Source organism: Cellulomonas alba (assembly GCF_030362835.1).
Taxonomy (GTDB): Bacteria; Actinomycetota; Actinomycetes; order Actinomycetales; family Cellulomonadaceae; genus Cellulomonas; species Cellulomonas alba.
On sequence record NZ_JAUCGQ010000001.1, the window covers coordinates 1,604,802 to 1,627,534 of the forward strand.

Annotated in this window: 19 protein-coding genes, 1 tRNA gene and 1 pseudogene; 10 read left to right on the forward strand and 11 right to left on the reverse strand. The window is 73.5% G+C overall.

Annotated elements, in window-relative coordinates; translation table 11 throughout:
* Positions 1–53: 53 nt before the first annotated feature.
* The 4 genes from QRT04_RS07315 to QRT04_RS07330 all read right to left on the reverse strand — a co-directional run bounded on the left by QRT04_RS07315 (position 54) and on the right by QRT04_RS07330 (position 5,905).
* A complete protein-coding gene (locus tag QRT04_RS07315) occupies positions 54–2,606 on the reverse strand; it encodes a glycosyl hydrolase 2 galactose-binding domain-containing protein (RefSeq protein WP_289454553.1) in 2,553 nt (850 codons plus the stop codon).
* A 77-nt stretch (positions 2,607–2,683) separates the two neighbouring features.
* The gene (locus QRT04_RS07320; protein ID WP_289454554.1) at positions 2,684–3,508 is read right to left on the reverse strand and encodes a carbohydrate ABC transporter permease; all 825 of its coding nucleotides are present in this window, start codon (positions 3,506–3,508) and stop codon (positions 2,684–2,686) included.
* A complete protein-coding gene (locus QRT04_RS07325) occupies positions 3,505–4,455 on the reverse strand; it encodes a carbohydrate ABC transporter permease (RefSeq protein WP_289454555.1) in 951 nt (316 codons plus the stop codon). Before QRT04_RS07325 ends, QRT04_RS07320 begins: the two co-directional genes overlap by 4 nt.
* A gap of 109 nt (positions 4,456–4,564) precedes the next feature.
* Positions 4,565–5,905: an ABC transporter substrate-binding protein gene (locus QRT04_RS07330; protein WP_289454556.1), complete on the reverse strand. Its 1,341-nt coding sequence runs from the start codon at positions 5,903–5,905 to the stop codon at positions 4,565–4,567.
* 167 nt (positions 5,906–6,072) lie between these two features.
* Here QRT04_RS07330 and QRT04_RS07335 point away from each other — a divergent pair, with 167 nt between their 5' ends.
* Positions 6,073–7,299, forward strand: a complete 1,227-nt coding sequence (locus QRT04_RS07335) for an ROK family transcriptional regulator (protein ID WP_289454558.1) — start codon at positions 6,073–6,075, stop codon at positions 7,297–7,299.
* 7 nt (positions 7,300–7,306) lie between these two features.
* On the opposite strand, the gene QRT04_RS07340 is transcribed toward QRT04_RS07335, so the two are convergent.
* Entirely contained in the window at positions 7,307–8,152 is an 846-nt protein-coding gene (locus QRT04_RS07340) for a LacI family DNA-binding transcriptional regulator (protein ID WP_289454561.1), read from the reverse strand.
* 112 nt (positions 8,153–8,264) lie between these two features.
* Here QRT04_RS07340 and QRT04_RS07345 point away from each other — a divergent pair, with 112 nt between their 5' ends.
* The 3 genes from QRT04_RS07345 to QRT04_RS07355 all read left to right on the forward strand — a co-directional run bounded on the left by QRT04_RS07345 (position 8,265) and on the right by QRT04_RS07355 (position 9,898).
* On the forward strand, positions 8,265–8,684 hold the full coding sequence (locus tag QRT04_RS07345; protein WP_289454563.1) for a DUF2255 family protein: 420 nt from the start codon (positions 8,265–8,267) through the stop codon (positions 8,682–8,684).
* Positions 8,681–9,574, forward strand: coding sequence for an aldo/keto reductase (locus QRT04_RS07350; protein WP_289454564.1), 894 nt, complete (start codon positions 8,681–8,683; stop codon positions 9,572–9,574). The genes QRT04_RS07345 and QRT04_RS07350 overlap by 4 nt, the downstream gene beginning before the upstream one ends.
* Positions 9,575–9,664: 90 nt before the next feature.
* Positions 9,665–9,898 carry a hypothetical protein gene (locus QRT04_RS07355; protein WP_289454565.1) on the forward strand — a complete coding sequence of 78 codons (234 nt, stop codon included), beginning with the start codon at positions 9,665–9,667 and terminating at the stop codon, positions 9,896–9,898.
* 31 nt (positions 9,899–9,929) lie between these two features.
* On the opposite strand, the gene QRT04_RS07360 is transcribed toward QRT04_RS07355, so the two are convergent.
* Positions 9,930–11,615, reverse strand: coding sequence for an alpha-amylase family protein (locus QRT04_RS07360; RefSeq protein ID WP_289454566.1), 1,686 nt, complete (start codon positions 11,613–11,615; stop codon positions 9,930–9,932).
* A 92-nt stretch (positions 11,616–11,707) separates the two neighbouring features.
* Between QRT04_RS07360 and QRT04_RS07365 the strand changes: the two genes are divergently transcribed.
* The 3 genes and pseudogenes from QRT04_RS07365 to QRT04_RS17205 all read left to right on the forward strand — a co-directional run.
* Complete coding sequence (locus QRT04_RS07365) at positions 11,708–12,469, forward strand: SDR family NAD(P)-dependent oxidoreductase (protein WP_289454567.1); 762 nt, start codon at positions 11,708–11,710, stop codon at positions 12,467–12,469.
* A gap of 96 nt (positions 12,470–12,565) precedes the next feature.
* Positions 12,566–12,946, forward strand: a complete 381-nt coding sequence (locus tag QRT04_RS07370) for a YchJ family protein (RefSeq protein ID WP_289454568.1) — start codon at positions 12,566–12,568, stop codon at positions 12,944–12,946.
* Position 12,947: 1 nt separating this feature from the next.
* Positions 12,948–13,622, forward strand: a pseudogene (locus tag QRT04_RS17205) (phosphatase PAP2 family protein); the annotation flags it as partial.
* 126 nt (positions 13,623–13,748) lie between these two features.
* On the opposite strand, the gene QRT04_RS07375 reads toward QRT04_RS17205, so the two are convergent.
* The 3 genes from QRT04_RS07375 to QRT04_RS07385 form a co-directional block, all read right to left on the reverse strand.
* The gene (locus QRT04_RS07375; protein ID WP_289454569.1) at positions 13,749–14,540 is read right to left on the reverse strand and encodes an ABC transporter permease; all 792 of its coding nucleotides are present in this window, start codon (positions 14,538–14,540) and stop codon (positions 13,749–13,751) included.
* A 59-nt stretch (positions 14,541–14,599) separates the two neighbouring features.
* Positions 14,600–15,418 carry a COG4705 family protein gene (locus QRT04_RS07380; RefSeq protein WP_289454570.1) on the reverse strand — a complete coding sequence of 273 codons (819 nt, stop codon included), beginning with the start codon at positions 15,416–15,418 and terminating at the stop codon, positions 14,600–14,602.
* Positions 15,419–15,550: 132 nt separating this feature from the next.
* Positions 15,551–15,640, reverse strand: a tRNA-Ser gene (locus tag QRT04_RS07385).
* A gap of 85 nt (positions 15,641–15,725) precedes the next feature.
* Between QRT04_RS07385 and QRT04_RS07390 the strand changes: the two genes are divergently transcribed.
* Entirely contained in the window at positions 15,726–16,562 is an 837-nt protein-coding gene (locus QRT04_RS07390; RefSeq protein ID WP_289454571.1) for an NAD-dependent protein deacetylase, read from the forward strand.
* A gap of 147 nt (positions 16,563–16,709) precedes the next feature.
* Here QRT04_RS07390 and QRT04_RS07395 read toward each other — a convergent pair whose 3' ends face one another.
* On the reverse strand, positions 16,710–17,219 hold the full coding sequence (locus QRT04_RS07395; RefSeq protein WP_289454572.1) for a nucleoside deaminase: 510 nt from the start codon (positions 17,217–17,219) through the stop codon (positions 16,710–16,712).
* A gap of 74 nt (positions 17,220–17,293) precedes the next feature.
* Between QRT04_RS07395 and upp the strand changes: the two genes are divergently transcribed.
* Positions 17,294–17,929: a uracil phosphoribosyltransferase gene (gene upp / locus QRT04_RS07400; protein ID WP_289454573.1), complete on the forward strand. Its 636-nt coding sequence runs from the start codon at positions 17,294–17,296 to the stop codon at positions 17,927–17,929.
* A 154-nt stretch (positions 17,930–18,083) separates the two neighbouring features.
* Entirely contained in the window at positions 18,084–18,377 is a 294-nt protein-coding gene (locus QRT04_RS07405) for a hypothetical protein (RefSeq protein ID WP_289454574.1), read from the forward strand.
* A gap of 155 nt (positions 18,378–18,532) precedes the next feature.
* On the opposite strand, the gene QRT04_RS07410 is transcribed toward QRT04_RS07405, so the two are convergent.
* A complete protein-coding gene (locus tag QRT04_RS07410) occupies positions 18,533–22,705 on the reverse strand; it encodes a sigma-70 family RNA polymerase sigma factor (RefSeq protein ID WP_289454575.1) in 4,173 nt (1,390 codons plus the stop codon).
* Between the last annotated feature and the right edge of the window lie 28 nt (positions 22,706–22,733).

Sequence of the window (22,733 nt, forward strand, 5' to 3'; positions counted from 1 at the left end):
ACAGGCCACCGCGTCGTCCAGCACCTCGGCCCACTCGGCGCCCGCGTCGCCCGTCATGCCCGGTCCTCCGCGATGCCGGCGGACGAACGGCCGCCACCACCGCCGGCCGGCCCCACGGGCGTCTGCACACGGTCCCGCAGGTCGTTCGCGCTGCGCAGCACGGGCCGCCTCGTCAGCGCGAGGGGGTCGAGCGCGGCGTCCGTCGTCACGCGGAACGTCGCCGTCTCGCCGGCGAAGAGCGTCACCAGCTGGTCGTCGACGCGCGCGTCGGGCGCGAGCCGGTCGACGAGCAGCGCGACGTCGCGCACCAGCGAGTCCGCCGCCACGATCACCTCGTACCCCCCGTCGACGCGACGCGCCGTCGCCCGCACCGCGGCGGGGTCGAGCGCGAGGTCCACGTCCTCCGCCCAGGTGTGCACGGTGCGGACCGTCCCGAGCCGCGCCACGAGGGCCTCGGCGCCAGTCTGGTCCGGCAGGGCGACCGCGTCACCAGCAAGCACGACGACGACGGACCGCGGCGCGGCGACGACGTCGTGCGACTCGTGCGCGAGCTCGGTCCCGTCGAGCCAGCTCCGCGTCAGCCCGAGCGCCCCGACCCACGGCGCGTCCGTGTCGTTGACCACGGCGACGGCGAGCCGGTCGGCGCGCCGCACCACGGTCAGCACGCGGTCCGCGAAGGCGTGCCGCAGCGCGTACCAGAGGGGCTTCGGCCGCTCGTCACCGTCGACCGCGGCCCACGACGTCACCGGCCAGCAGTCGTTGAGCTGCCAGACGATCGCTCCCGCGGTGCGCGGCCACCACGACCGGTAGTGCGCGATCGCGTGCTCGACGGCGCGCGCCTGGTTCAGCTGCGTGGCCCAGTGCCAGTCGACGAAGTCGCTCGGCACTCCGAGGTGCGGCGCGAGGCCGCGGTCGAGCTTGGCGTTGCCGTCGTCGGCCTTCTGGTGCAGCAGGAACGTCGGGTCGTCCTTCGTCAGCCCGTCGGCGTCGGCCCCGACCGCGCGCGTCAGCGTCGCCCACGTCGGCGGGCCCTGGAACCCGAACTCCGAGCAGAACCGCGGCACGTCGTCCCGGTAGTGCGCGTAGTCGACGCGGTTCCACACCTCCCACTCGTGGTGCGTGCCGTGGTCCGGGTCGTTCGGGTGGACGTCGGCGGCCGGCCGGCGCGGGGTCGACGGGCTGTTCGGGCTGTAGGCGCGGGTCGGGTCGAGCTCCGCGACGACCCCGGCCAGCAGCTCCAGCGCGTACCGCTCGCCCCACGACCGCCCGTCGAGCTCCGCCTTCCAGCCCCAGTCCTCGTGACCCCAGAGGTTCTCGTTGCCGCCGTTCCACAGCGCGAGCGACGGGTGCGGCGCCAGCCGCACGACGTTCTCCCGCGCCTCGGCCTCGATCTCCTCCCACAGCGGCGACTCCTCGGGGTAGGCCGCGCAGGCGAGCAGGAAGTCCTGCCACACGAGCACCCCGCGCGCGTCGCAGAGCTCGTAGAAGTCCTCGGACTCGTAGATGCCGCCGCCCCACACGCGGAGCAGGTTGAGGTTCGCGTCGACCGCCTGGTCGATCCGGCGGGCGAGCCGCTCGCGCGTGATCCGCGTCAGCAGGTGGTCGTCCGGGATCCAGTTCGCGCCCTTCACGAAGACCGGCACGCCGTTGACGACCATCGTGAACCGGGTGCCGTGATCGTCCCCGCTCGTGTCGACCTCGATCGTGCGGAACCCGATCCGCCGCGACCACGCGTCGAGCACGGGAGCGCCGGACCCGTCCGCCGCCAGCTCGACCTCGAGCCCGTGCAGCGCCTGCTCGCCGTACCCGACGGGCCACCACAGCGCGGGCGCCGGCACGTCGAGCACGACCACCGCGGTGCCGGCGTCGGGAGCGACGACGACCTCGGCCTCGACACCGGCCGCGCGGGCGCGCACCAGCAGGGGGCCGCCCGAGCTGGGGAGGCCGGACCGTTCGAGCTCCACGTGCACCTCGACGCGTCCGTCGCCGTCGGCGGCGACCGTGACGAGGGGCCGGACCGACGCGAGTCGCGCGACGCGCCAGCGTTCGACCCGCACCGGCTTCCACAGCCCCGCCGTCTGGAGGTCCGGGCCCCAGTCCCAGCCGAACGAGCACGCCATCTTCCGGACCATGTTGTAGGGCTGCGGGTAGGGCGACGGGCGCGCGCCGAGCCTCGCCGCCTCGCCCTCGGCGTACGCGAGCGCCGACGCGACGTCGACCCGCAGCGGCAGCTCTCCGCGACCCGCGAGCGCGCGCACGTCGAAGCGGTACGAGCGGTGCTGGTTCGCGGTCCGACCGAGCTCGTGCCCCCCGACCGAGACGGTCGCGACCGTGTCGACGCCGTCGAGCACGAGGTCGACGCGCTCGTCGTCGCCCGCGGGCGCGAGGTCCAGAGCGCGCTCGAACGCCCAGCCGACGCGCTTCATCCACGCCAGGGCCGTCTCGTTCCGCTCGACGTACGGGTCCGGGATCAGCCCCGCGTCGAGCAGCGCCGTGTGGCTCGTGCCGGGGACGCGCGTGGGGACGGGACGGCCGAGCAGCTCGGTCGGTGCGGGGCCGGCGACGGCGGTCAGCGTCCAGCCGTCGGTCAGGACCTCGTGGTGCATGGAAGGGGCTCCTGGGGATGCGGTTCCGGCGGCGGTGCGCCAGTGGTTCGGTGCGCTCGGGAATGCGTCGGTGCGTCCTATTTCACGGCCCCCGTGGTGAACCCGTTGTAGATGTAGCGCTGCAGCGCCAGGAAGAGGACCAGCGTCGGCACGAGCACGATGACGACGCCCGCGCAGATCACTTCCCAGTGTGCGCCGAACGGCCCCTTGAACCGGAACAGCGACGTCGAGATCACGCCCAGCCGGTCGGACGGCATGTAGAGGAACGGAATGTAGAACTCGTTGTAGATCGCGATCCCCTTGACGATCACGACCGTCGCGATGGCCGGTTTGAGCAGCGGAAGGATCACCTTCCGGTAGATCGTGAAGTGGTTGGCGCCGTCGATCGTCGCGGCTTCGTCCAGGTCCTTCGGGATGCTCCGCATGAACTGGATGAAGATGTAGAGCGAGATGATGTCGGTGCCCATGAAGAGCACCACGGCCGACCACCGGGTGTCGAAGAGCCCGAGCGTGTCGACCACCTTGAACGTCGCCACCTGCGTGGTGACCCCGGGCACGAGCGTCGCGACCAGAAACAGCCCGAGGACGACCTTCTTGCCGCGGAAGTCGAACCGGTCGATGGCGTACGCCGCCGTCGTCCCGATCAGGATCGTCCCCGCGAGCGAGATCACGAGGATGATCGCGGTGTTCGCGAAGCCGCGCAGCATGTGCCCGTCGGTGAACGCCGTGACGTAGTTGCCGAAGTTCGTCCAGCTGCGCGGCATCGTCAGCGGGCCGGTCGACGCGAACTCGGCGTCGGTCTTCAGCGACGACGTGACGATCACCGCGATGGGCACGAGTGCGAACAGGCACGCGACCACGAGCGAGACGTACTTGCCGGTCCTGGCGGCGGCGGTCCTCACGGGCGGCCCCCTTTCTCGTCGGGGAACACCCACCGCTGGATCGCCGTCACGACCAGCACGATGAGCAGCAGGACGACCGCCATCGCCGAGGCGAGGCCGAACTTGTTGAACGTGAAGGCGAGCTTGACGGTCTTGATGACGAACGTCGTCGTGCCGTTCGCGCCCTGCGTCATGATGAACGGGATCTCGAAGACCGAGAGCGAGCCGGCGATCGCGAGGATCACGGACAGCCCGATGATGGGCCGGATGCTCGGCGCGATGATGTACCGGAACTCGTGCCAGCGCGTCGCGCCGTCGAGCTCGGCCGCCTCGTACAGCTCTCCCGAGATCGACTGCATCGCGCCCAGGAACAGCACGAAGTTCAGCCCGAGGTAGCGCCAGACGCTGACGCCCGCGAGCGAGACGTTCGCGATGTCCGGGTCGCCGAGCCACAGCGGGTACGGGGCGTGCCCCACGTGGAACGCGTGCAGCACCGAGTCGAGCGTCCCGCCGGGCTGGAAGAAGAACAGGAAGATCAGCCCGATCGCGACCCCGTTGATCAGGTACGGGAAGAAGATGACGCCCTTGAAGAAGTTGCGGAACCGGGTCGAGAACGTGAGCAGCGTCGCGAAGTACAGCGCGAGCGCGATCTGCACGAACGACGCCACGAAGTAGTAGAGGCTGACGAAGAACACCGCGAAGATGTCCTTCCGCGTGAACACCTCGACGTAGTTGTCGAGGCCCACGAAGTCCTTCGTCTTCGACAGCCCGTCCCAGTCCGTCAGCGAGTACCAGAACATGTTCACGACGGGCACGTACGTGAACACGAGCAGCAGCGCCACGGCGGCGGCCACGAACAGGTAGGGCGTCGCGGGCCAGCCCCGGCCGGTGCGCCGGCGCCGGCGCGCGGGCGGGGTCGGAGCGGGTTCGAGTGTCGTCGCCCGGGCCGCGTCGGTCACGTCGGTCATCGCTCTCGTCTCTCGGTGGACGCCGCGCTCGGGGGCGTCGTGCGGGCTGGGGGTGCGGGGCCTCGACGCCACCTCGAGGTCGAGGCCCCGCACCGGTCAGTGGGACGGCTCAGTCGCCTGCGGCCGCGCGCGCGTCCTTCCACCTCGAGTTCAGGTCGTCGAAGATCTGCTGCAACGACTCCTTGCTCGCGCCGCGCGCCGCGTCGACGATCCGCTTGCGGTAGTCCGGCGCGTAGAGGCCGATCTCCGCCTGCTTGTCGATGTCGTTGACCAGCGACTCCTTGCCCGGCTCGGCGGGCTTGAGCTCGAGGTACTTGACGCCGAGCGAGCCGAAGTCCTTGAGCGTCGCAGGGTCCGGGCTCCCCTTCACGGGCGACAGCCCACCCTGGCTCGCGGCGAAGCCCGACTCGTTGTTGAACCAGTCGATCCACGCGCGGGCCGCGGCCTTGTGCTTCGAGTGGATGTTGATGCCCTGGTTGTAGTCGGGCCCCACGACCGAGTTCCACGAGCCGTTCGCCTGCACCGGGAACGGCATGTACCCGATGGTGTCGGCGCCGGTGCCGGCCTTCTCGGCCGCGGCCTGCATCTGGCTGATGGCCCACGACCCGAGCACCATCGTGCCGATCTTGCCGGTGGCGATGAGGTCCTTCGACTTCTCCCAGTTCGTGGTCGTCGGGTCGGCCTCGGTGAGCTTGTCCTTGACGACGTCGTAGAGCAGCGTGTCGATCACGTTGTGCTCCTGGCCGGCGGCCCAGGGGTCGTCGATCGTGGCGAGCTTGTTCACCGCGTCGGCGTCGCCCGTCACGGAGCCGACGTCGCCCTCCCACTGCGTGAGGGGCCAGCCGTCCTTGTAGTTCGTGTACAGCGGCACGGTGTCCGGCTGGGTCGACCTGATCTTCTGCAGGTCCTGGACGAACTCGTCCGGCGTCTTGGGCAGGTCCGTCAGACCGGCCTTCTGCCACACCGACTTGTTGTAGACGATGCCCTGCGCGTTGACGACGACCGGGATGCCGTACGTCGTGCCGTCGAACGACTTGCTGCTGATGAACTGGTAGTGCTGCTCGAGGTCCGACTGCTTGCCGAGGGGCTCGAAGAAGTCCGGGAGCTGCGCCGGCGTGATCGTGTTGATGATGCCGAGCACGTCGCCGTAGTCGTCGGTGTTCATGAGGGTCTTGACCTCGCCCTCGTAGTCCGTGTGGCCCTCGAACGTCACCTTGACGTCCGGGTACTTGGCCTGGAACTCCTGCGCGTACTTGTCGAACGTGCCGTCCTGGATCAGGTCGGTGCGCCACGTGACGACCTTGATCGCGCCGGACGGGGTCTGGCCGGAGCTCGGGCCGGCGGTATCGCCGGCGCTTCCGCCTCCGCTGGAGCACGCGGCGGTGAGGGCGATGACGGCGCCGGCGGACGCCAGGGCGGCGAGCCGGTTGCGTCGGGCGTGAGGGAACATCGTCGATCCTCTCGATGGCCCGGCACCGCGTCGTGCCGGGGGGATGAAGCTTCCGATCATTCTTAAGGTACTGAACTAAGTTAGGCAAGACCCTCCGGGCGTCGGGTTCTGGAGCGGTGCTCGATCGTTACCCTGTGCCCAGGCCCACCACCCACGAAGGACACCGCATGCCACGTCAGAGGCTCGGCACGGACCACCTGAGCAGCCAGGCGGCGATCCTCGACATCATCCGAGCGGCGGGCACGATCTCCCGCGTCGAGCTCACGCAGCAGTCGAGCTTCTCCGCGCCGACCGTCTCGACCGTCGTCCGCCGGCTGATCGACGAGGGCCTCGTGGTCGAGGTGGGCCACGGCGAGTCCACCGGCGGCAAGCGACCGACGCTCCTGCAGCTCAACCCCGCGGCGCGGTTCGCGATCGGCGTGCACCTCGACCACGGCGGCATCACATCGGTGCTGAGCGACCTCGCCGGCACGATCGTCGCCCGCTGGAAGCGCCCCGGCATCGGCTCGCAGGAGCCGCCCGAGGTCGTCGACCGCATCGCGGCGGACATCCGGGACAACCTCGCGCGCGTCGCCGTGGACCCCGAGCGCGTGATCGGCGTCGGCGTGGTGGCCCCCGGCCCGATCTTCCAGCACACGCGCATGACGCTGACGTCACCCTTCATGGAGCGCTGGACCGACTTCCCGCTCGCGTCGGCGCTCGAGGACGCGATCGGCCTGCCCGTCCTGCTCGACAACGACGCCACCGCGGCCGCGCTCGGCGAGTACTGGGCGGGCGCGATCGACGTCCGCTCGACGTTCGCGGCGCTGTACATGGGCTCGGGCCTCGGCGCCGGGATCGTGCTCGACGGCACGGTGCTGCGGGGCTCGAGCTCGAACGCGGGCGAGGCCGGCCACCTCTGCCTCGACATGAACGGGCCGCAGTGCTGGTGCGGCGCCCGCGGCTGCGCCGAGGTGCTCGGAGGCCCGCAGCGCGTGGTCGACGCCGCGCACGACGCCGGGCTCGCGCTGACGGGCGGCGACGTCCTGCAGGACTTCGCCGAGGTCGCGCGGGCCGCGGGGCGCGGCGAGGAGGCGGCGGTCGCGATCCTGCGCGACTCGGCGCGCTACGTCGCCGTGTGCGCGCAGGCGCTCGCCAACGTGCTCGACCTCGACCTCGTGGTGCTCACCGGTCCGGCGTTCGCGCTCGCCGGGTCGCTCTACCTGCCGGTCGTCCAGCAGCACCTCGACGCGACGTTCTTCGCGCGCGAGTCGCACTCGGTCGAGGTGCTCATCTCGTCGAACGCGCCCGAGGCCGCGGCCATCGGCGCGTGCTCGCTGGTGCTGCAGTCCGAGCTGTCGCCGCGTCGGCCGGGGCTGCGCGCGGTGGAGGTCGCGCTGGCCGCAGGGAGCTGAGCTCCGCTCAGGCGCCGGGCGCCGGCCCGGTCGTGCCGCGCGTGACGAGCTGCGGCAGCGGCGCGTTGTAGACCGCGGGCTCGCCCGACGCGAGCAGGTTGAGCACGCAGTCCGCGACGCGCGCCCCGACCGCGTGCACGTCCATGCTCATCGCCGACAGCGCCGGGCTCGACAGCCGGCACAGGGCCGAGTCGTCCCACGCCAGCAACGACACCTCCGCCGGCACGCCCACCTGCATCTCGCGCGCCGTCGCCAGGCCGCCGACGGCCATCACGTCGTTGTCGTAGACGATCACCGACGGCCGGTTGCCGCGGCCGAGCAGCGCACGCGTGGCGCTCGCGCCCGACTCCTCGCTGTAGTCGCCCTCGACGACGACGGCCTGCACGCCGCGCGTGGCGCACTCGTCGAGGAACGCCGTGTCGCGCGTGCGGGTGTGCGCGAGGTTCGCGGGCCCGGAGACGCGCGCCAGGCGACGGTGCCCGAGCGCGACGAGGTGCCCGACGGCCTCGCGCACGGCGCCCCCGTTGTCGACGAACACGTGCGCGAACCCGAGCTCGCGCTCCGGACCGCCGACGACCACCGTGGGCAGCCCGAGGCGCTCGAGAACACGCAACCGCTCGTCGTCGACCGTCACGTTCACCACGACCACGGCGGCGACCATCTCGTCGCGCGCCCACCGGTCGTACGCACGGATCTCGTCCGCCTGCCCGCGGACCACGTGCAGCAGCAGCGACCGGTTCTCGCGGCCGAGCGTCTCCTCGATGCCCGCGATGAGCTCCATGAAGAACGGCTCGATCCCGAGCATGCGAGCCGGCCTGGCGAGCACGAGCCCGATCGCGTCCGGGGAGGTCACGGCGTCAGCGTAGAGCGCGCACACGGGCGAACGGGGCGTCCGACCCGCCCACCGCGCACCTCGGCGGCCCGCGGAGCATGCTCGTCACGACCCCTACCGACCGGAGGCGACCGTGACCGCCTGGACCGCTGACGAGCTCGACGAGATCGAAGAGACCGAAGAGCTCGACATCGCGTCGTTCCGTCCCGACGGCACCACCCGGCCGCCGGTGACGATCTGGGTGGTGCGGGTGGACGACGGCGTCTACGTGCGGTCGGCGTACGGACCCGAGAACGGCTGGTTCCGTCGGGCGCTCGCGTCGGGCGCCGGCCACGTGAGCGTCGGCTCGATCGAGAAGGACGTGACGTTCGAGGAACCCGTGGCGGACGCTGGCCGGATCGACGCGGCCTACCACACGAAGTACGACGAGCACGGCCCGGAGATCGTGGGCACGGTCGTCGGCGCACAGGCGGCGACGGTGACGGTGCGGCTCGTGCCGCGCGACCAGCACCCGACGAAGCCCGGCTCGTTTCCCGAGGAGACCCCGCGATGACCACCGTCCCGCTGCTGACGCTCAACAACGGCCTCGAGATGCCCGCGCTCGGCCTCGGCGTGTTCCAGAGCCCGCCCGACGAGACCGCGCAGGCCGTCGAGTCCGCGCTGCGCGTCGGCTACCGCCACATCGACACCGCCGCCGCGTACGAAAACGAGCGCCAGGTGGGCGAGGGCCTGCGCCGCTCGGGCGTCGACCGCGACGAGGTGTTCCTCGAGACCAAGGTCTGGGTGTCCGACTACGGCTACACGCAGACGCTGCACGCGTTCGACAAGGCGACGGGCAAGCTCGGCGTCGACCGCATCGACCTGCTGATCCTCCACCAGCCGGCGCCCGACCGATGGGCCAAGACGGTCGACGCGTACCACGCGCTGGAGCGGCTGTTCTACGACGGCGCGGTGCACGCGATCGGCGTCAGCAACTTCACGCCGCACCACCTCGACGACCTGCTGCGCGAGTCCGACGTCGTGCCCGCGGTGAACCAGGTCGAGCTCCACCCGTACTTCGCGCAGCGCGAGCTCCAGGCGGTCGACGCGACGCACGGCATCGTCACGCAGGCGTGGTCGCCGATCGGCGGCATCACGTTCTATCCCGGCTGGGGCGACTACGGCCGGCGCATCCTCGACGACCCGACGCTCACCGCGATCGCGGCGGCGCACGGCCGGACGGCCGCGCAGGTGATGCTCCGCTGGCACCTCCAGCAGGGCCGCTCGGCGATCCCGAAGTCCGTGAACCCCGCGCGCATCGCGGAGAACTTCGACGTCTTCGGGTTCGAGCTGACGCCCGACGAGCTCGACGCGATCGACGCGCTCGACACCGGCACCCGCGGCGGCCCGGACCCCGACGTCCCGCGACCCGACATCTTCGACCGCGCGATCCCTGAAGCCTGAGCCCCTCGACGTCTACGATCCGGCCCAGCGCCGAGAGCGCGCGGCGTCGGCGCGGGAGCCGACGGACCATGAGCGGAGGGCTGGGCCACGATGGACTCACGACCGGCGGCGGACCGCGCGTTCGACGCGGCGAGTCGGTTGAAGCTCGGCAGCTGGGAGGCCGTCGAGTCCGTCGCGGTCCTCGCGGCGACCCACCCGGAGCGGCCCGAGAGCCGGCCGCTCCTGGCCGCCGCGCAGGACGCGGCGACGCAGCTGAAGGCGGGCACCTGGGAGAGCGTGCGCGCTCTCGCGTGGCTCGGGAGGGCCGCAGCCGCGGTCGGGTAGCGACTCGGCACCGAGCGGCGGCAGGCTCCTGTCACCGCAGCCGGCGGTGGCCCGGTCGCACGACGCGCAGCCAGCGGTAGCCGTACCCGTCGAGGTCGACGGTGACGCGACCGCGGCCGTCCGGCGCGCACTCGCCCGGCCCGAGCAGGTCGACGAGCCGCACGTCGGCGTCCGCGTCCTCGAGCTGGAGCGGCACGCTCTGCGCGTCGGGCGCGAGGTTGTGCACCGTGACGATCTCGCCGTCGTCCCACCGCGACCGCAGCGCCAGCACCGAGCTGACGGGCTGGTCGAGCACCTCGACGCGCGTGTCCCAGGCGAGCTCGGGGCACTCACGGAACCGGCGGATCAGCAGCTGGATGAACCGGAGCAGCGACCCGGGGTCGTCGCGCTGCGCGTCGACGTTGACGTGCTCCGGTCCGTAGCCGTCCTCGGTCAGCGGCGCGACCAGCCGCGAGCGGGGGGCGTCCGAGAAGCCGCCGTTGCGTCGGGCCGCCCACTGCATGGGCGTCCGCACCGCCATCCGGCCGGGGACCGCGAGGTTCTCCCCCATGCCGATCTCCTCGCCGTAGAACAGCACGGGCGCGCCGGGCATGGCGAAGAGCAGCGAGTACGCCATCCGCAGCCGCCGCGGGTCGCCGTCGAGCATCGGCGGCAGCCGCCGCCGCAGACCGCGCCCGTACAGCTGCATGTCGGGATCGGGCCCGAACGCCGCGAACACCTCGGCGCGCTCGTCGTCGCTGAGCTTGTCCAGCGTCAGCTCGTCGTGGTTGCGCAGGAACGTCGCCCACTGCGCGTCGCGCGGGATGCGGGGCCGCCGCTCGAGCGTCGCCGCGAGGGGCTGCGCATCCTGCCGCGCGAACGCGAGGTACGTCGCCTGCATCAGGTTGAAGTCGAACTGCACGTTCAGCTCGTCGCCGTCCCGCTCGGGCGGCCCGCCGAAGAACTCGACCTGCTGGTCGTACGGCAGGTTCACCTCACCGAGCAGGATCCCGTCGCCGATGCGGCGCGTCAGGAACGAGCGGAGCTCGACGAGGAAGTCGTGCCGGTGCTCGACGTCGTCGCCCGGCCAGTTCGCGGCGTCCGCCAGGAAGAACGGCACCGCGTCGACACGGAACCCGTTGACCCCGACGGCCGACCAGAACCCGATGACCTTCGCCAGCTCGTCACGCACTCGCGGGTTCGCCGTGTTGAGATCGGGCTGCTGACGGTAGAAGTGATGCCGGTACCAGAGCTGCGCCTTGTCGTCGAAGCTCCAGATGCCGTCCTCCTTGTCGGGGAACACCACCTGGCTCTTGTCCTGCGGCGGCTCCTTCTCGCTCCACACGTAGAAGTCGCGGTACGGGCTGCTCGGGCTGCTGCGCGCCGACCGGAACCACGGGTGCTTGTCGGACGTGTGGTTGACGACGAGGTCGACGATGACGCGGATGCCGCGGTCGCGCGCCGTGCGGATCAGCGCGACGAGGTCGCCCGCGTTCCCCGAGCGCGGGTCGACGCCGTAGAAGTCGGTGATGTCGTACCCGTCGTCGACGCCGCCCGCCGGGTAGAAGGGCATCAGCCACAGGCACGTGACGCCGAGGTCGGACAGGTGGTCGATCCGCTGGATCAGCCCCTCGAGGTCGCCGACACCGTCGCCGTCCCAGTCCATGTACATGTCGACGTCGACGCAGTAGAAGACCGCGTCCTTCCACCACAGGTCACCGGTGTCGCGTATCCGCATCCCCCGTTGCTACCAAGGTGGACGCCTGTCCGCCTGCCGAGCGGGCATCGGTCCCCCTCGCGCGAGCCGAGTCGCTCGGACACGATCGAGGCATGTCCTCGCAGGCGCGCGGCGCCGTCGTGGTGACGGGCGCGGCCCGCGGTGTCGGGCGGGCGATCGCCGCTCGGCTCGCGGACGCCGGCCATCACCTCGTCGTGCTCGACCTGGCCGAGCCGGACCCGCCGGACGCGCGGTTCTCGGTCGTGACGGGCGACTGCACCGACCTGGAGACGTGCCGAGCGGCCGTCGCGGCCGCGCGGGCGCACGGCGGCCTGGCGGGGTGGGTCAACGACGCGGCCGTCTTCGAGGACGTCGCGCTCCACGACGACCCGGCGGGCGCGCTGCGGGCGCTCGAGGCGAACCTCGCGCCGGCGGTGGTCGGGTCCGCGGTCGCGGTGCAGACGTTCCTCGCGGACGGGACGGCCGGTTCGGTGGTCAACGTGTCCTCGCACCAGGCGCAGCGGGCGGTGCGCGGCGCGCTGCCCTACGCGACGGCCAAGGCGGCGGTCGAGGGGCTGACGCGGGCGCTCGCGGTCGACTACGGCCCGCGCGGCATCCGCGCCAACGCGGTCGCGCTGGGGTCGATCCGGACGGCCCGGTACGACGCGCTGCTGGACGGACTGCCGGCCGACCGCCGCGGCGAGGTGGAGGAGCAGATGGCACGGCTGCACCCGCTCGGACGCGTCGGTGAGGCGACCGAGGTCGCGGACGTGATCGCTTTCCTCGTCTCGCCCGCGGCGTCGTTCGTCAACGGCGTCGTGCTGCCGGTCGACGGCGGCCGCGCCGCACAAGGGCTGGACCCGGAGGCGGTCTGACCGGGCCGGGGACCGCTCCGTCCGCGGCTCGAGACCGCTGGACGCCGCTACGGTGGCTCGGACGGCTGACGTGACGATCGGGCGGAGGAGCAGCAGATGGACCGCTGTCCCTGCGGGTCCGGCGACGCGTACGACGACTGCTGCGGTCGCTACCACCGAGGCGACGCCGCGGCCCCGACGGCCGAGGCGCTGATGCGCTCGCGCTACAGCGCCTTCGCCGTCGGCGACGCCGCCTACCTGCTCTCCAGCTGGCACCCCCGCACCCGGCCGGCGACGCTCGAGCTCGACGACGACGTCACGTGGCGGCACCTCGACGTCGTCCGCACCGAGCACGGCTCGCCGTGGGACACCGCCGGCACCGTGGAGTTCACGGCCCACTTCGCGTCCCCCGCCGGCCGCGGGCGGCTGCACGAGGTGAGCCGGTTCGTCCGCGAGGGCGGGCGCTGGTTCTACGTCGACGGCGTGACGTCGGACTGACGTGCGGGCCGACGATCCCGCCGGCGGGTCCGCGGAGCGGCTGACGACCCGGCCCCGCGCGTGGTTCATCGAGCTCGGGGGTCTCCTCGTCGGGTTCGCGCTGTTCGGGTACCTCCACGCGCTCGCGGGCCGGGCGGTCGGTGCGGCAACGGCGAACGCCGGCACGCTGCAGACGGTCGAGCGCGCGCTTCACCTCGACGTCGAGCATGCAGCGAACGTGTGGCTGGCCGGGTGCCCGACGTGGGTCCAGCTCGTCGCGGTGCTCGTCTACCGGTCGTACTACCTCGTGGTCGTCGGGACGCTCGCGTGGCTCTACGTGCGCCGTCCCGGGTCGTACGTCGAGGCGCGGCGGACGCTCGTCGCGATGCTCGCGCTGGTGCTGCTCGTGTACTGGGTGGTCCCGGTGGCGCCGCCACGGTTCGCGGTCCCCGGCGTCGTCGACGTCGTCGCGCAGCACGACCTGGCTGGACGCGGCGCGGCGCGGGCGTCGGGCAACCTCTACTCCGCGATGCCCAGCCTGCACGTCGCCCTCGCCGCCTGGTGCGCCTACGCGGTGTGGCGCGCGCTGCGCGGGCCGCACCCTCGCGCGGCGTGGCTGGCGTGGCTCTTCCCAGTGGCGATGGTGGCCGTCGTCCTGACGACGGGGAACCACTACGTGCTCGACGTCGTGGCGTCGGCTGCGGTGGCTCGTCGTGTCCGTCGCGGTCGCGCGGGCGTGGGCCGGGCTCACGGCACGGCGACCGTGACGGCGCACGGGACGTCGACAGGCGACGGACCCGATCGAGGCCTGACGGACGCGCGACTACATCCTCGGCTCACGCATCCGCCGCCGGCGCGACGGCCGCACCGCGTACATGAGGTCCGCAGGGAGCAGGCGCCCGCTCCGCATCAGCTGGTAGGCGAGCCCCACGGTGATCGTCTGCGCGGCGAGCAGACCGACGAGCACGAGCACCTGCGCGGCACCCGCCTGCAGGGGCGTCCCGCCCCCGAGCAGCACGCCGACGAACGCCCCGGGCAGCGTGACGAGCCCGACCGTCCGCGTCTGGTCCGTCGCGGGGATGAGCGCCTCGGGCACGAGCCGGAGCGCGACGACGTCGACGGCGTCCCGCGGATACAGGCCGAGGGCGAGCGCGGCCTCGTAGATCTCGTGCTGGTCGCGCAGCGCACCGAACACCCGCCGGCCGGCGAGCGAGTGCGCCGTCATCGTCCCGCCGATGACGATCCCCGCGAACGGCACGAGCGAGGGACCGTTGAACGGCACGGCCGACGACGCGAACACCACGACCAGCACGGGCAGGACACCGCTCGCCATCGCGACGACGACCCACGGCCACGCACGCTGCGCGCCGACGCGGCGCGACGTCGTCGCCACCGCGATCGAGAACATCACCACCGTGAACGCGAGCGACCACCAGATCGACCGCAGGACGGCCGCGATGACGAGCGAGACCGCCGCGAGCTGCACGACCGCGCGCAGCGCGGCCACGACGACCTGCCGCTGCGTGCGCAGCCGCGCCCATGTCGCGGCTGCCACGGCGACCAGCACGAGCACGACGAGCGCCACGAGCAGCTCGGGACCTGGCTTCGCCGGCACCGCGCCAGCCTACGGGCGTGCGAGCGGACGCGCCGCAGCCGGCGGCGCGTCCGCCCTGGTCACACGCCTGCGGCGACCTCGTCCGGCGCCTCGCCCTCGAGCACGGCCACCTCGACGTCGCGGCGCGTGACCGTGAGGTAGGCGACCGTCGCCGCGATCGCTGCGAGGAACACCAGGCTCGTCACGGTCGTGCCGAGGCCGAGGCCGCCCTCGTCGCGCGGCGACGAGAGCAGGTCGCCGATCGACGCGCCGAGCGGCCGCGTCAGGATGTACGCGGCCCAGAACGCCGTCACGGCGCCGAGACCGAACCGCGCGTGCGCGAGCCACACGAGCCCGATGGCGGCGGCGAACAGCACGACCGACAGCGCGTAGCCGAGCCCGAGCGCCTCGGCGACGAGGTCGCCCGCCGCGGTGCCCAGCGCGAACGTGAACAGGATCGCGAGCCAGTAGAACGCCTCGCGGCGGGTCGTCGTGATGGTGTGGATGGAGAGCGTGCGCTCGAACCGGAACCAGACGGCGAACGTCACGGCGAGCGCGACGGCGAACACCGCCGTCGTGAGCCAGAGCGGCACGCCGAGGTCGTCGACCAGGTGGTCCGTGATGAGCGTCCCCACGACGCTGATCAGCACGACCGCGACCCAGTACACCGGGGCCACGTACCGCGTCGCGCGGAACTGAAGCACCAGGACGACGACGAGCAGTGCGCCCACCGCGAGCGCCGCGGTCACGAGCGTGAGACCGACCGTGCCGGTGAGGAAGTCGGCGAACGTCTCCCCGACCGTCGTGGCGAGCACCTTGATCAGCCAGAAGAAGACCGTGATCTGGGGGACCTTGTTGAGCAGGACGCGCGGCTCCCGAGCCGCGTGGAGCTGATTCATGGGCCGAACCGTGCCGGGAGGAACCTGGCGAGCACCTGACCGGGCCGAGCATTCGGGGCGCGGGAGGTCGGCCGCGACCGGGAACGGCGAAGGGCCCCACTCCGCACTGACGTGCAGGTGGGGCCCTTCGACTGGCGGTAGCGGTGGGATTTGAACCCACGGTGGACTTTCACCCACACACGCTTTCGAGGCGTGCTCCTTAGGCCGCTCGGACACGCTACCTCGGGGGTAGAGGCTACCTGGTCGGGGCCGATGCGCCGAATCCGCGGTCCGGCGCCCTGCGGCGCGCGGCGCTTACCGTGGACGGGTGACGATCCCGCTCACCGCCCCCACTCTCCCCGACGCGGTCGCCGTGCTCGCGGGCCGCCGGCTGGCCGTGCTGACCGGTGCCGGCGTCTCGACGGACTCCGGCATCCCCGACTACCGCGGCCCCGACTCGCCGCCGCGCAACCCGATGACGTTCCAGCAGTTCACGGGCGACGAGGCGTTCCGCCGGCACTACTGGGCGCGCAACCACGTCGGGTGGCGGCACGTCGGGCGGGCGCAGCCCAATGCGGGGCACCGGGCGCTCGCGCGGCTCGAGGAGCGCGGGATCGTGACGGGGCTGATCACGCAGAACGTCGACCTGCTGCACGAGGCCGCGGGCTCGCGGAACGTCATCGACCTGCACGGGCGCTACGACCGCGTCGTCTGCCTGACGTGCGGGACCGTCGAGGCGCGCACCCACCTGGCGAGCCGCCTGGACGCGCTCAACCCCGGCTTCGCCGACGAGGTCGAGGACGTCGAGATCGCGCCCGACGCCGACGCGGTGATCGAGCGCACGCAGCACTTCGTGGTCGCCGACTGCCAGGTCTGCGGCGGCATGCTCAAGCCGGACATCGTCTACTTCGGCGAGACCGTGCCGCGGCCGCGCGTCGACGCGGCGTACGCGCTGGTCGACGAGGGTGACGCGCTGCTCGTCGCGGGCTCGTCCCTCCAGGTGCAGTCGGGCCTGCGGTTCGTGCGCCACGCGGCCGCCGCGGACAAGCCGATCGTCATCGTCAACCGCGGCGGGACGCGTGGCGACCGCCTGGCGACGCTGCACGTGGACGCCGGCACGTCGGAGACGCTGTCAGCCCTGGCGGACGACCTGCCCGACGTCTGACCCGAAGGCCGCCGAACGTGCGCGTGACCCCAACGCGAGTCCGTGACTTCCGCCCGACCGCGTGAGGATCGTCAGTTTCCGTGACTCGCGACTCACGGAAACTGACGAGACTCACGGACACGAGGGATGCCAGGGCCGGGCCGGGCGTCAGACCGGCCGCGAGTCCTCGTGGCGGCGGGCCTCGAAGAAGCGCTCCAGCAGCCACCCGCACTCGTGCTCGCGCACGCCGGCCACCACCTCGACGCGGTGGTTCACGCGCCGGTCACGCACGACGTCCCACTGCGACCCGCACGCGCCGGCCTTCGGGTCCCAGGCGCCGAACACCAGGCGCGGCACGCGCGCCAGCACGATCGCGCCCGCGCACATGACGCACGGCTCGAGCGTCACGACCAGCGTGCAGTCGTCGAGCCGCCAGCGGCCCAGGGTCGCCGCCGCGGACTGCAGCGCCCGGATCTCGGCATGCCCGGCCGGGTCGTCGTCGGCCTCGCGCGCGTTGCGGCCGCGCCCGACGACCTCCCCGCGCGGATCGACGACCACCGCGCCGACCGGCACGTCGCCCGTGCTGACGGCGTGCCTCGCCTCGTCGAGCGCGAGCCCCATCGCCCACGCGTCGACCGGCTGCACCACGCGCCGCGGCTGCCCGGACATGGCCGCCATCCTGCCGCACGGCCGACCGACGCCGCAGGACCCTGGGCCGTCCACCTCGTGGGACGGCCCGGTACGTTGAGCGCATGCGCCTGCACGTCGCGGACCACCCGCTGGTCGCCCACAAGCTCACCGTCCTCCGCGATGCGACCACGGCGTCGCCGACCTTCCGGCTCCTCGTCGACGAGCTGGTGACGCTGCTGGCGTACGAGGCGACGCGCGACGTCCGTACCCGCGAGGTCGACGTCCAGACGCCCGTGGCGCAGACCCGGGGCGTGAAGCTCGCGGACCCGCGGCCCATCGTCGTGCCGATCCTGCGCGCCGGCCTCGGGATGCTCGACGGCATGACGCGCCTCCTGCCGACCGCCGAGGTCGGGTTCCTGGGCATGCAGCGCGACGAGACGACGCTCGAGGCCGTCACGTACGCGAACCGCCTGCCCGAGGACCTCTCGGGCCGGCAGTGCTACCTGCTCGACCCGATGCTCGCGACCGGCGGCACGCTCGTCGCGGCGATCGACTACCTGCTGCAGCGGGGCGCGCGCGACGTCACGGCGGTGTGCCTGCTCGCGGCGCCCGAGGGGCTCGCGACCGTCGAGAGGTTCGTCGGGGACCGCGTCGACGTGTCGGTGGTCGTCGCCGCGGTGGACGAGCGCCTCAACGAGAAGGCGTACATCGTGCCCGGCCTCGGGGATGCGGGCGACCGGCTGTACGGCATCGTCTGACGCCCACGTCGTGAGACGTCCGGCGGCCACCCTGGTCTCCGCCGGAGGCCCGTGTGACGATCCACGGGTGATCGCTCCGCTCCGTGCGTGTCGTCGGCCCTGACCAGGCCCGACGACCCCCGCCCGCATCGTGCGGGCCCGCACTGGAGCTCTCATGACGACACCCACGCACCTGCGCGCTTCCCGCACCCGTCCGGGCCTCGTGCTCTACGTGAGCATCCCGGACGAGACCGCGACACCCACGGCGTCAGGCGCTTCCGCGCAGGCACCCGACGCGCGACAGCTCACCGAGGCCGCCGAGCTGCTGCGCGAGCTCGCGGTCGAGCTGCTCCCCACCGCCGAGACCTACACCGCGCTGGCCCTCGCGCCGCAGCCCGCCCGCACCCTGCTGCGGCTGCTCGACGGCCGGCACCCCGACGCCCTCGCCGGATCGGGGGACCCTGGCTGAGGGCATGCGCCGCCGGTCCGGTGTCCGGGGACGGCCCGGGCCGGCGGCGTCTCGTCGGGGTGCCAGCGGCCCGCGCCCGCGCGTGAGTACGCCCAGCCGGCGGGAGGAGCGCGGACGCGACGCCCGCGGACCCGCCGGCGGCCGAGCCGGCCCCGTCAGGGCCGCAGGTGCGGCCCTGGAGATCCCGGGAGCCCGCCGAGCCAGGCGCCGAGACGGTCGCCGGGGTGGACGGCGTGGCGCGGCGCGATCGGCGACGCCGGCGGCGTGGGGGACGCGGTCGTCGGCGGCTCGGCGGGCGGCGAGGACGGCGGCGGCGTCCTCGGGCCGTGCGACTGCGGGCCGTGCGACTGCGGGCCGTGCGACTGCGGACCACGCGACTGCGGGTGTGTCGGCTGCGGGGGGCTCGACGGGGACGGGTGCGCCGTCGGCCGATCCGTCGCGGCACCAGAGCCCGACGGCTCCCGGGTCGGCGTCGACGAACGCGCGGCGACCACGCCGGCGCTCGCCCCCACCTTCGCCGCGAGCGGGACGACGCCCGGCGCCGAGGTCTGCGCATCGGCTGCGGGCTCGACGCCGTCGGGGATCGTGGTCCGCAGCGTGACGGCTCCGATCAGGAAGTGGTCGCCCGTCGTCGTGGCCGTCAGCGAGCCGACGTCCTGGGCGAGGGGCACCGGACCGAAGCCCTTCGCGTCGACTCCGAGCGAGTTCGGGTGGGTCCACCCGGTCGCCGTCGAGTCGAACGCGTCGCTCGCCGACCCGCCTCCGACGACGGCCTGGCCGCTCCAGCGCTGCGGCACGAGCGCCGTACCCGCGGGGTGGGAGGCGTCCGCGAGCGTCAGCCGGTCGCCCGTCAGGCCACGGTCGCCGTCCCACGCCACGACGCCCACGCGGACGTCGGAGCCGGCGTCGGTGACGAACCGGAACACGGGCGGCGCCTGCGCGACGCCCACCCACGTGCCACCGTCGTACACCGTCACGGACGCGTCGCTCGAGGGGTCGGCGTACACGACGACCAGCGCCCAGCCCGCGTAGTAGTTGGGGTCGTGGTCCTTGCGGGTCGCGCTCACCGCCGTGTCGGCGACGGACCACGTGGTCGTGGCGCCCGTGCCCGACGCGGCGAGCTCGCTCGCGACCTGCTGCGTGACGTCGGCGAACGACTGGTAGTACGTGCGGCCGTCGTTGCCCACCACGGTCGTCCCGTCGGCGTCGTCGGCCGTGACCGACGTCCACGCACCCGCGGGCCCGCGCAGCTGCGCGGAGTCGAGCGGGCCGCTCCAGGCGTCACCCGCGGCGCGGTTCGCCGACCAGTACAGGCCCGCGAACGCGATCGCGCGCCCGTCGGGCACCGTCAGCCGCGTGCTCGACGAGACGGGCACCGACACCTTCGGCCGCGCGCTACCTCCCGCGACGTCGATCGGCTGCATCGCGACGTCGTTGTTGTCGACGGCCGCACCGCCCAGCCCGTACCGGCAGGTGGAGCTCGCCGTGCTGCACGACAGCAGCGGGGCGCCGACCTCGGTCGACGCCCACCCGCCGTCGAACCGGACACGACCCTGCAGGCCCTCGGACGCCGTGCGGATCGACGTGCGCGCCGACGCGGCCGCACCCGCAGCGGTCGCGTCGACCTCGACGGAACCGACCGACGCACCCCGGGCGTTCACGTGGACCAGCGCGGACGCCGACGCCCCAGGAGCCAGGTCACCGAGCGCGCAGCGGAACGTGCGCGAGTCGACCTCGGTGCAGTCCGTCGGGTCGAGCCCGTCGGCGGCCTCGAGCGAGCGCGGCAGGTGCACGACGGCCACCGCGCCGGCGGCGGGCGCGGCGTCCGGACCGTCACCGGCCGTCACCGTGAACGACACCGTGCCGGAGTCGCCGTGCAGCTCGGCCGCGAGCCCGTCGATCGTCAGAGCGGCCTGCGCGACGTCGAACGCGACCGACGTCCGCGTCGGGGGCCCCGGCGAGAGCGACACCGAGACGGACCGCCCGTCCACCGCACCGGGCGCGTCGGCCACCAGCTCGAGGACGAGCGGGACGGAGGCGCGGGCGGCCGCGTCCCGCGTGCAGGTGACGACGTCACCTCCGGTCCCCGAAGTCCCGGTGCACTGCCACGCGGGGTCGGGACCGTCACCCGTCCACGCGAGCCCGCTCGGGAGGCTCACGGCCGCCGACACGCTGCCGGCGCTGCCGCCCGCGTTGACGAGGTCGAGCGTGAGCGGAGCAGGGACGTCGGAGACGAACGACGGCGCGTCCGGCGTGGTCCGCAGCGCCAGCCGTGCGGGCGCGGGGTGGATCCGCACCGGGATCGGCGCGGAGCGGTAGTCGAGCCCGGTGCCGCTCACGTGCACCTCGACCGCGCCGCCCGAGCCGTCGTACGACTCGTCGACGCCGACACGCAGCACGAGCGGAGCGCTCGCGCCGCCCGGCAGCTCGTCGAGCGTGCACTGCGCGGAGGCGGGCAGGTCGCCGTCGACGCAGACCCACCCGTCGGTGACCAGTGCGGCGAACCGGCCGGAGGCGAGCAGGGTCGCGTCACCGACCGACATGCCGCTCACCGTGACGCCCGCGGGCAGCGTGACGTCGGCCGTGAGGTTGCGCGCGGTCTCGTCGCCCGTGTTCTGGACGTCGACGTGGATCGTCTGGTCGGAGCTGCCCGCATCGAGCGTCAGCCCGTCGGGGGGCGCGTCGACCACCACGGCGGGCGGATCGGGCTGCGTGCCGCCGTCGCCCGGGTCGGTGGGCTCCGGCGTCGGCGTCGACCCGTCACCCGAGCCGTCGCCGCCGCCCGACCCGCCACCGGAACCGTCGCCGGAGCCGTCGCCCGAACCGCCGCCGGCCCCGCCGCCTCCGCCCGAGCCGCCCGAGCCGTCACCGCCGGAGCCGCCGCCGGGAACCACGACGACCGTCGTCGGCGCCACGACCGGGATGTCGGTGGGTGCCGGCGCGGGGACCGAGGGCGCCGGAGCGGGCGCTCCGACCGGGGGAAGGACGGTCGCGCCGGGAACGGGTGCCGACGCCGCCGGGCTCGTCGCGGTGACCATCGGACCGGCGCCGGCGTCGCCGCCCTGCGTCAGGAGGATCGTCCCGCCCACGGCCGCCGCCGCGACGAGCACACCGCCGACCGTCACCGCCGCGGCCGCCGGCACGGCCGCGAGCAGACCCGCCAGACCTCCCGCAGCGGCCACGGTCGCGCCGGCGGCGACGGTCGCACCGGCGGCCACCCCCGCGCCCGCGACCCCGGCACCGGCGGCGGCGCCTCCGAGCCCGACGGCCGCGCCCGCGCCGCCCGCACCCACGGCACCGACGCCGGCACCGGCGGCCACCTCCGCACCTGCTGCCGCGGCGGCGCTGCCACCCGCGGCGGCCCCGGTCCCGGCCGCACCGGCACCAGCACCGGCCGCACCCGCACCCGCGCCTGCACCGGCACCGACGCCCGCCCCGGCACCTGCCCCGACGCCGATCGCTCCCGGCCCGCCGCCGTGCGCCGCCGCCGCAATCCCTGCGGCAAGCCCGCCACCGGTCGGCAGCACGTGCGCGAGCGCCCCGAGCCCTGCGAGGCCGAGCACGAGCGGTGCGACGACCGCGCGCATGCCGTGGTTGACGTCGCCCAGCTCCAGCACGAGCGCGCGGCAGTCGCCGCAGGTCTCGAGGTGCTGCTCGACGGCCGCGGTGTCCCGCGTGCCGAGCCCGCCACGCACGTACGCGCCGAGCTTGCCCGCGACCGCGCGGCAGCCGTCCGGCAGCGTGTCGCCCAGGTGGTGCTGGAGGTACGCCTGCCGCAGACCCTCGCGCGCGCGGTACGCGAGGGCGGCGACGCCGTTCGCCGTCATGCCGAGCAGCGGCGCGACCTGCGCGGGCGACAGACCCTCGACCTCGGTGTGCCACAGGACCGCCTGCCACCGCTCCGGCAGCGAGTGGAACGCGCGCGCCACCACACCCCGCTCGAAGCCCTCGAGCGCGGGATCCTCCGCCGTGCCCGCGAGCGCGGTGCCCGCCTCGAGGGTCGCGAGGTCGTCCGTGGGTCGCACCCGCTGCGCCGACGTCCGCCGCACGGCCGCCACCCGGCGGACGACCGTGAACAGGTAGGCCCGGAAGGCGACGTCCGGCCCGCTGCCGCGACCGAGCGCGCCGAGCACCGCCGCGAACGACTCGGAGACGACGTCGTCGGCGTCGGCCCGCGACCCGGTGTACTGCCGCGCCACGACCCACGCGGCGCCGGAGTGGCGCTCGTACAGCTTCCCGGCCGCGGCCTGGTCGCCGGCGCGCACGGAAGCGATGAGCGTCGTGTCGCTGACGACGCCCTCGTCGTCCACCGTGACGTCGGCCGCCACTCCCGCTCCCGTCAGGCCTGAGATCGTG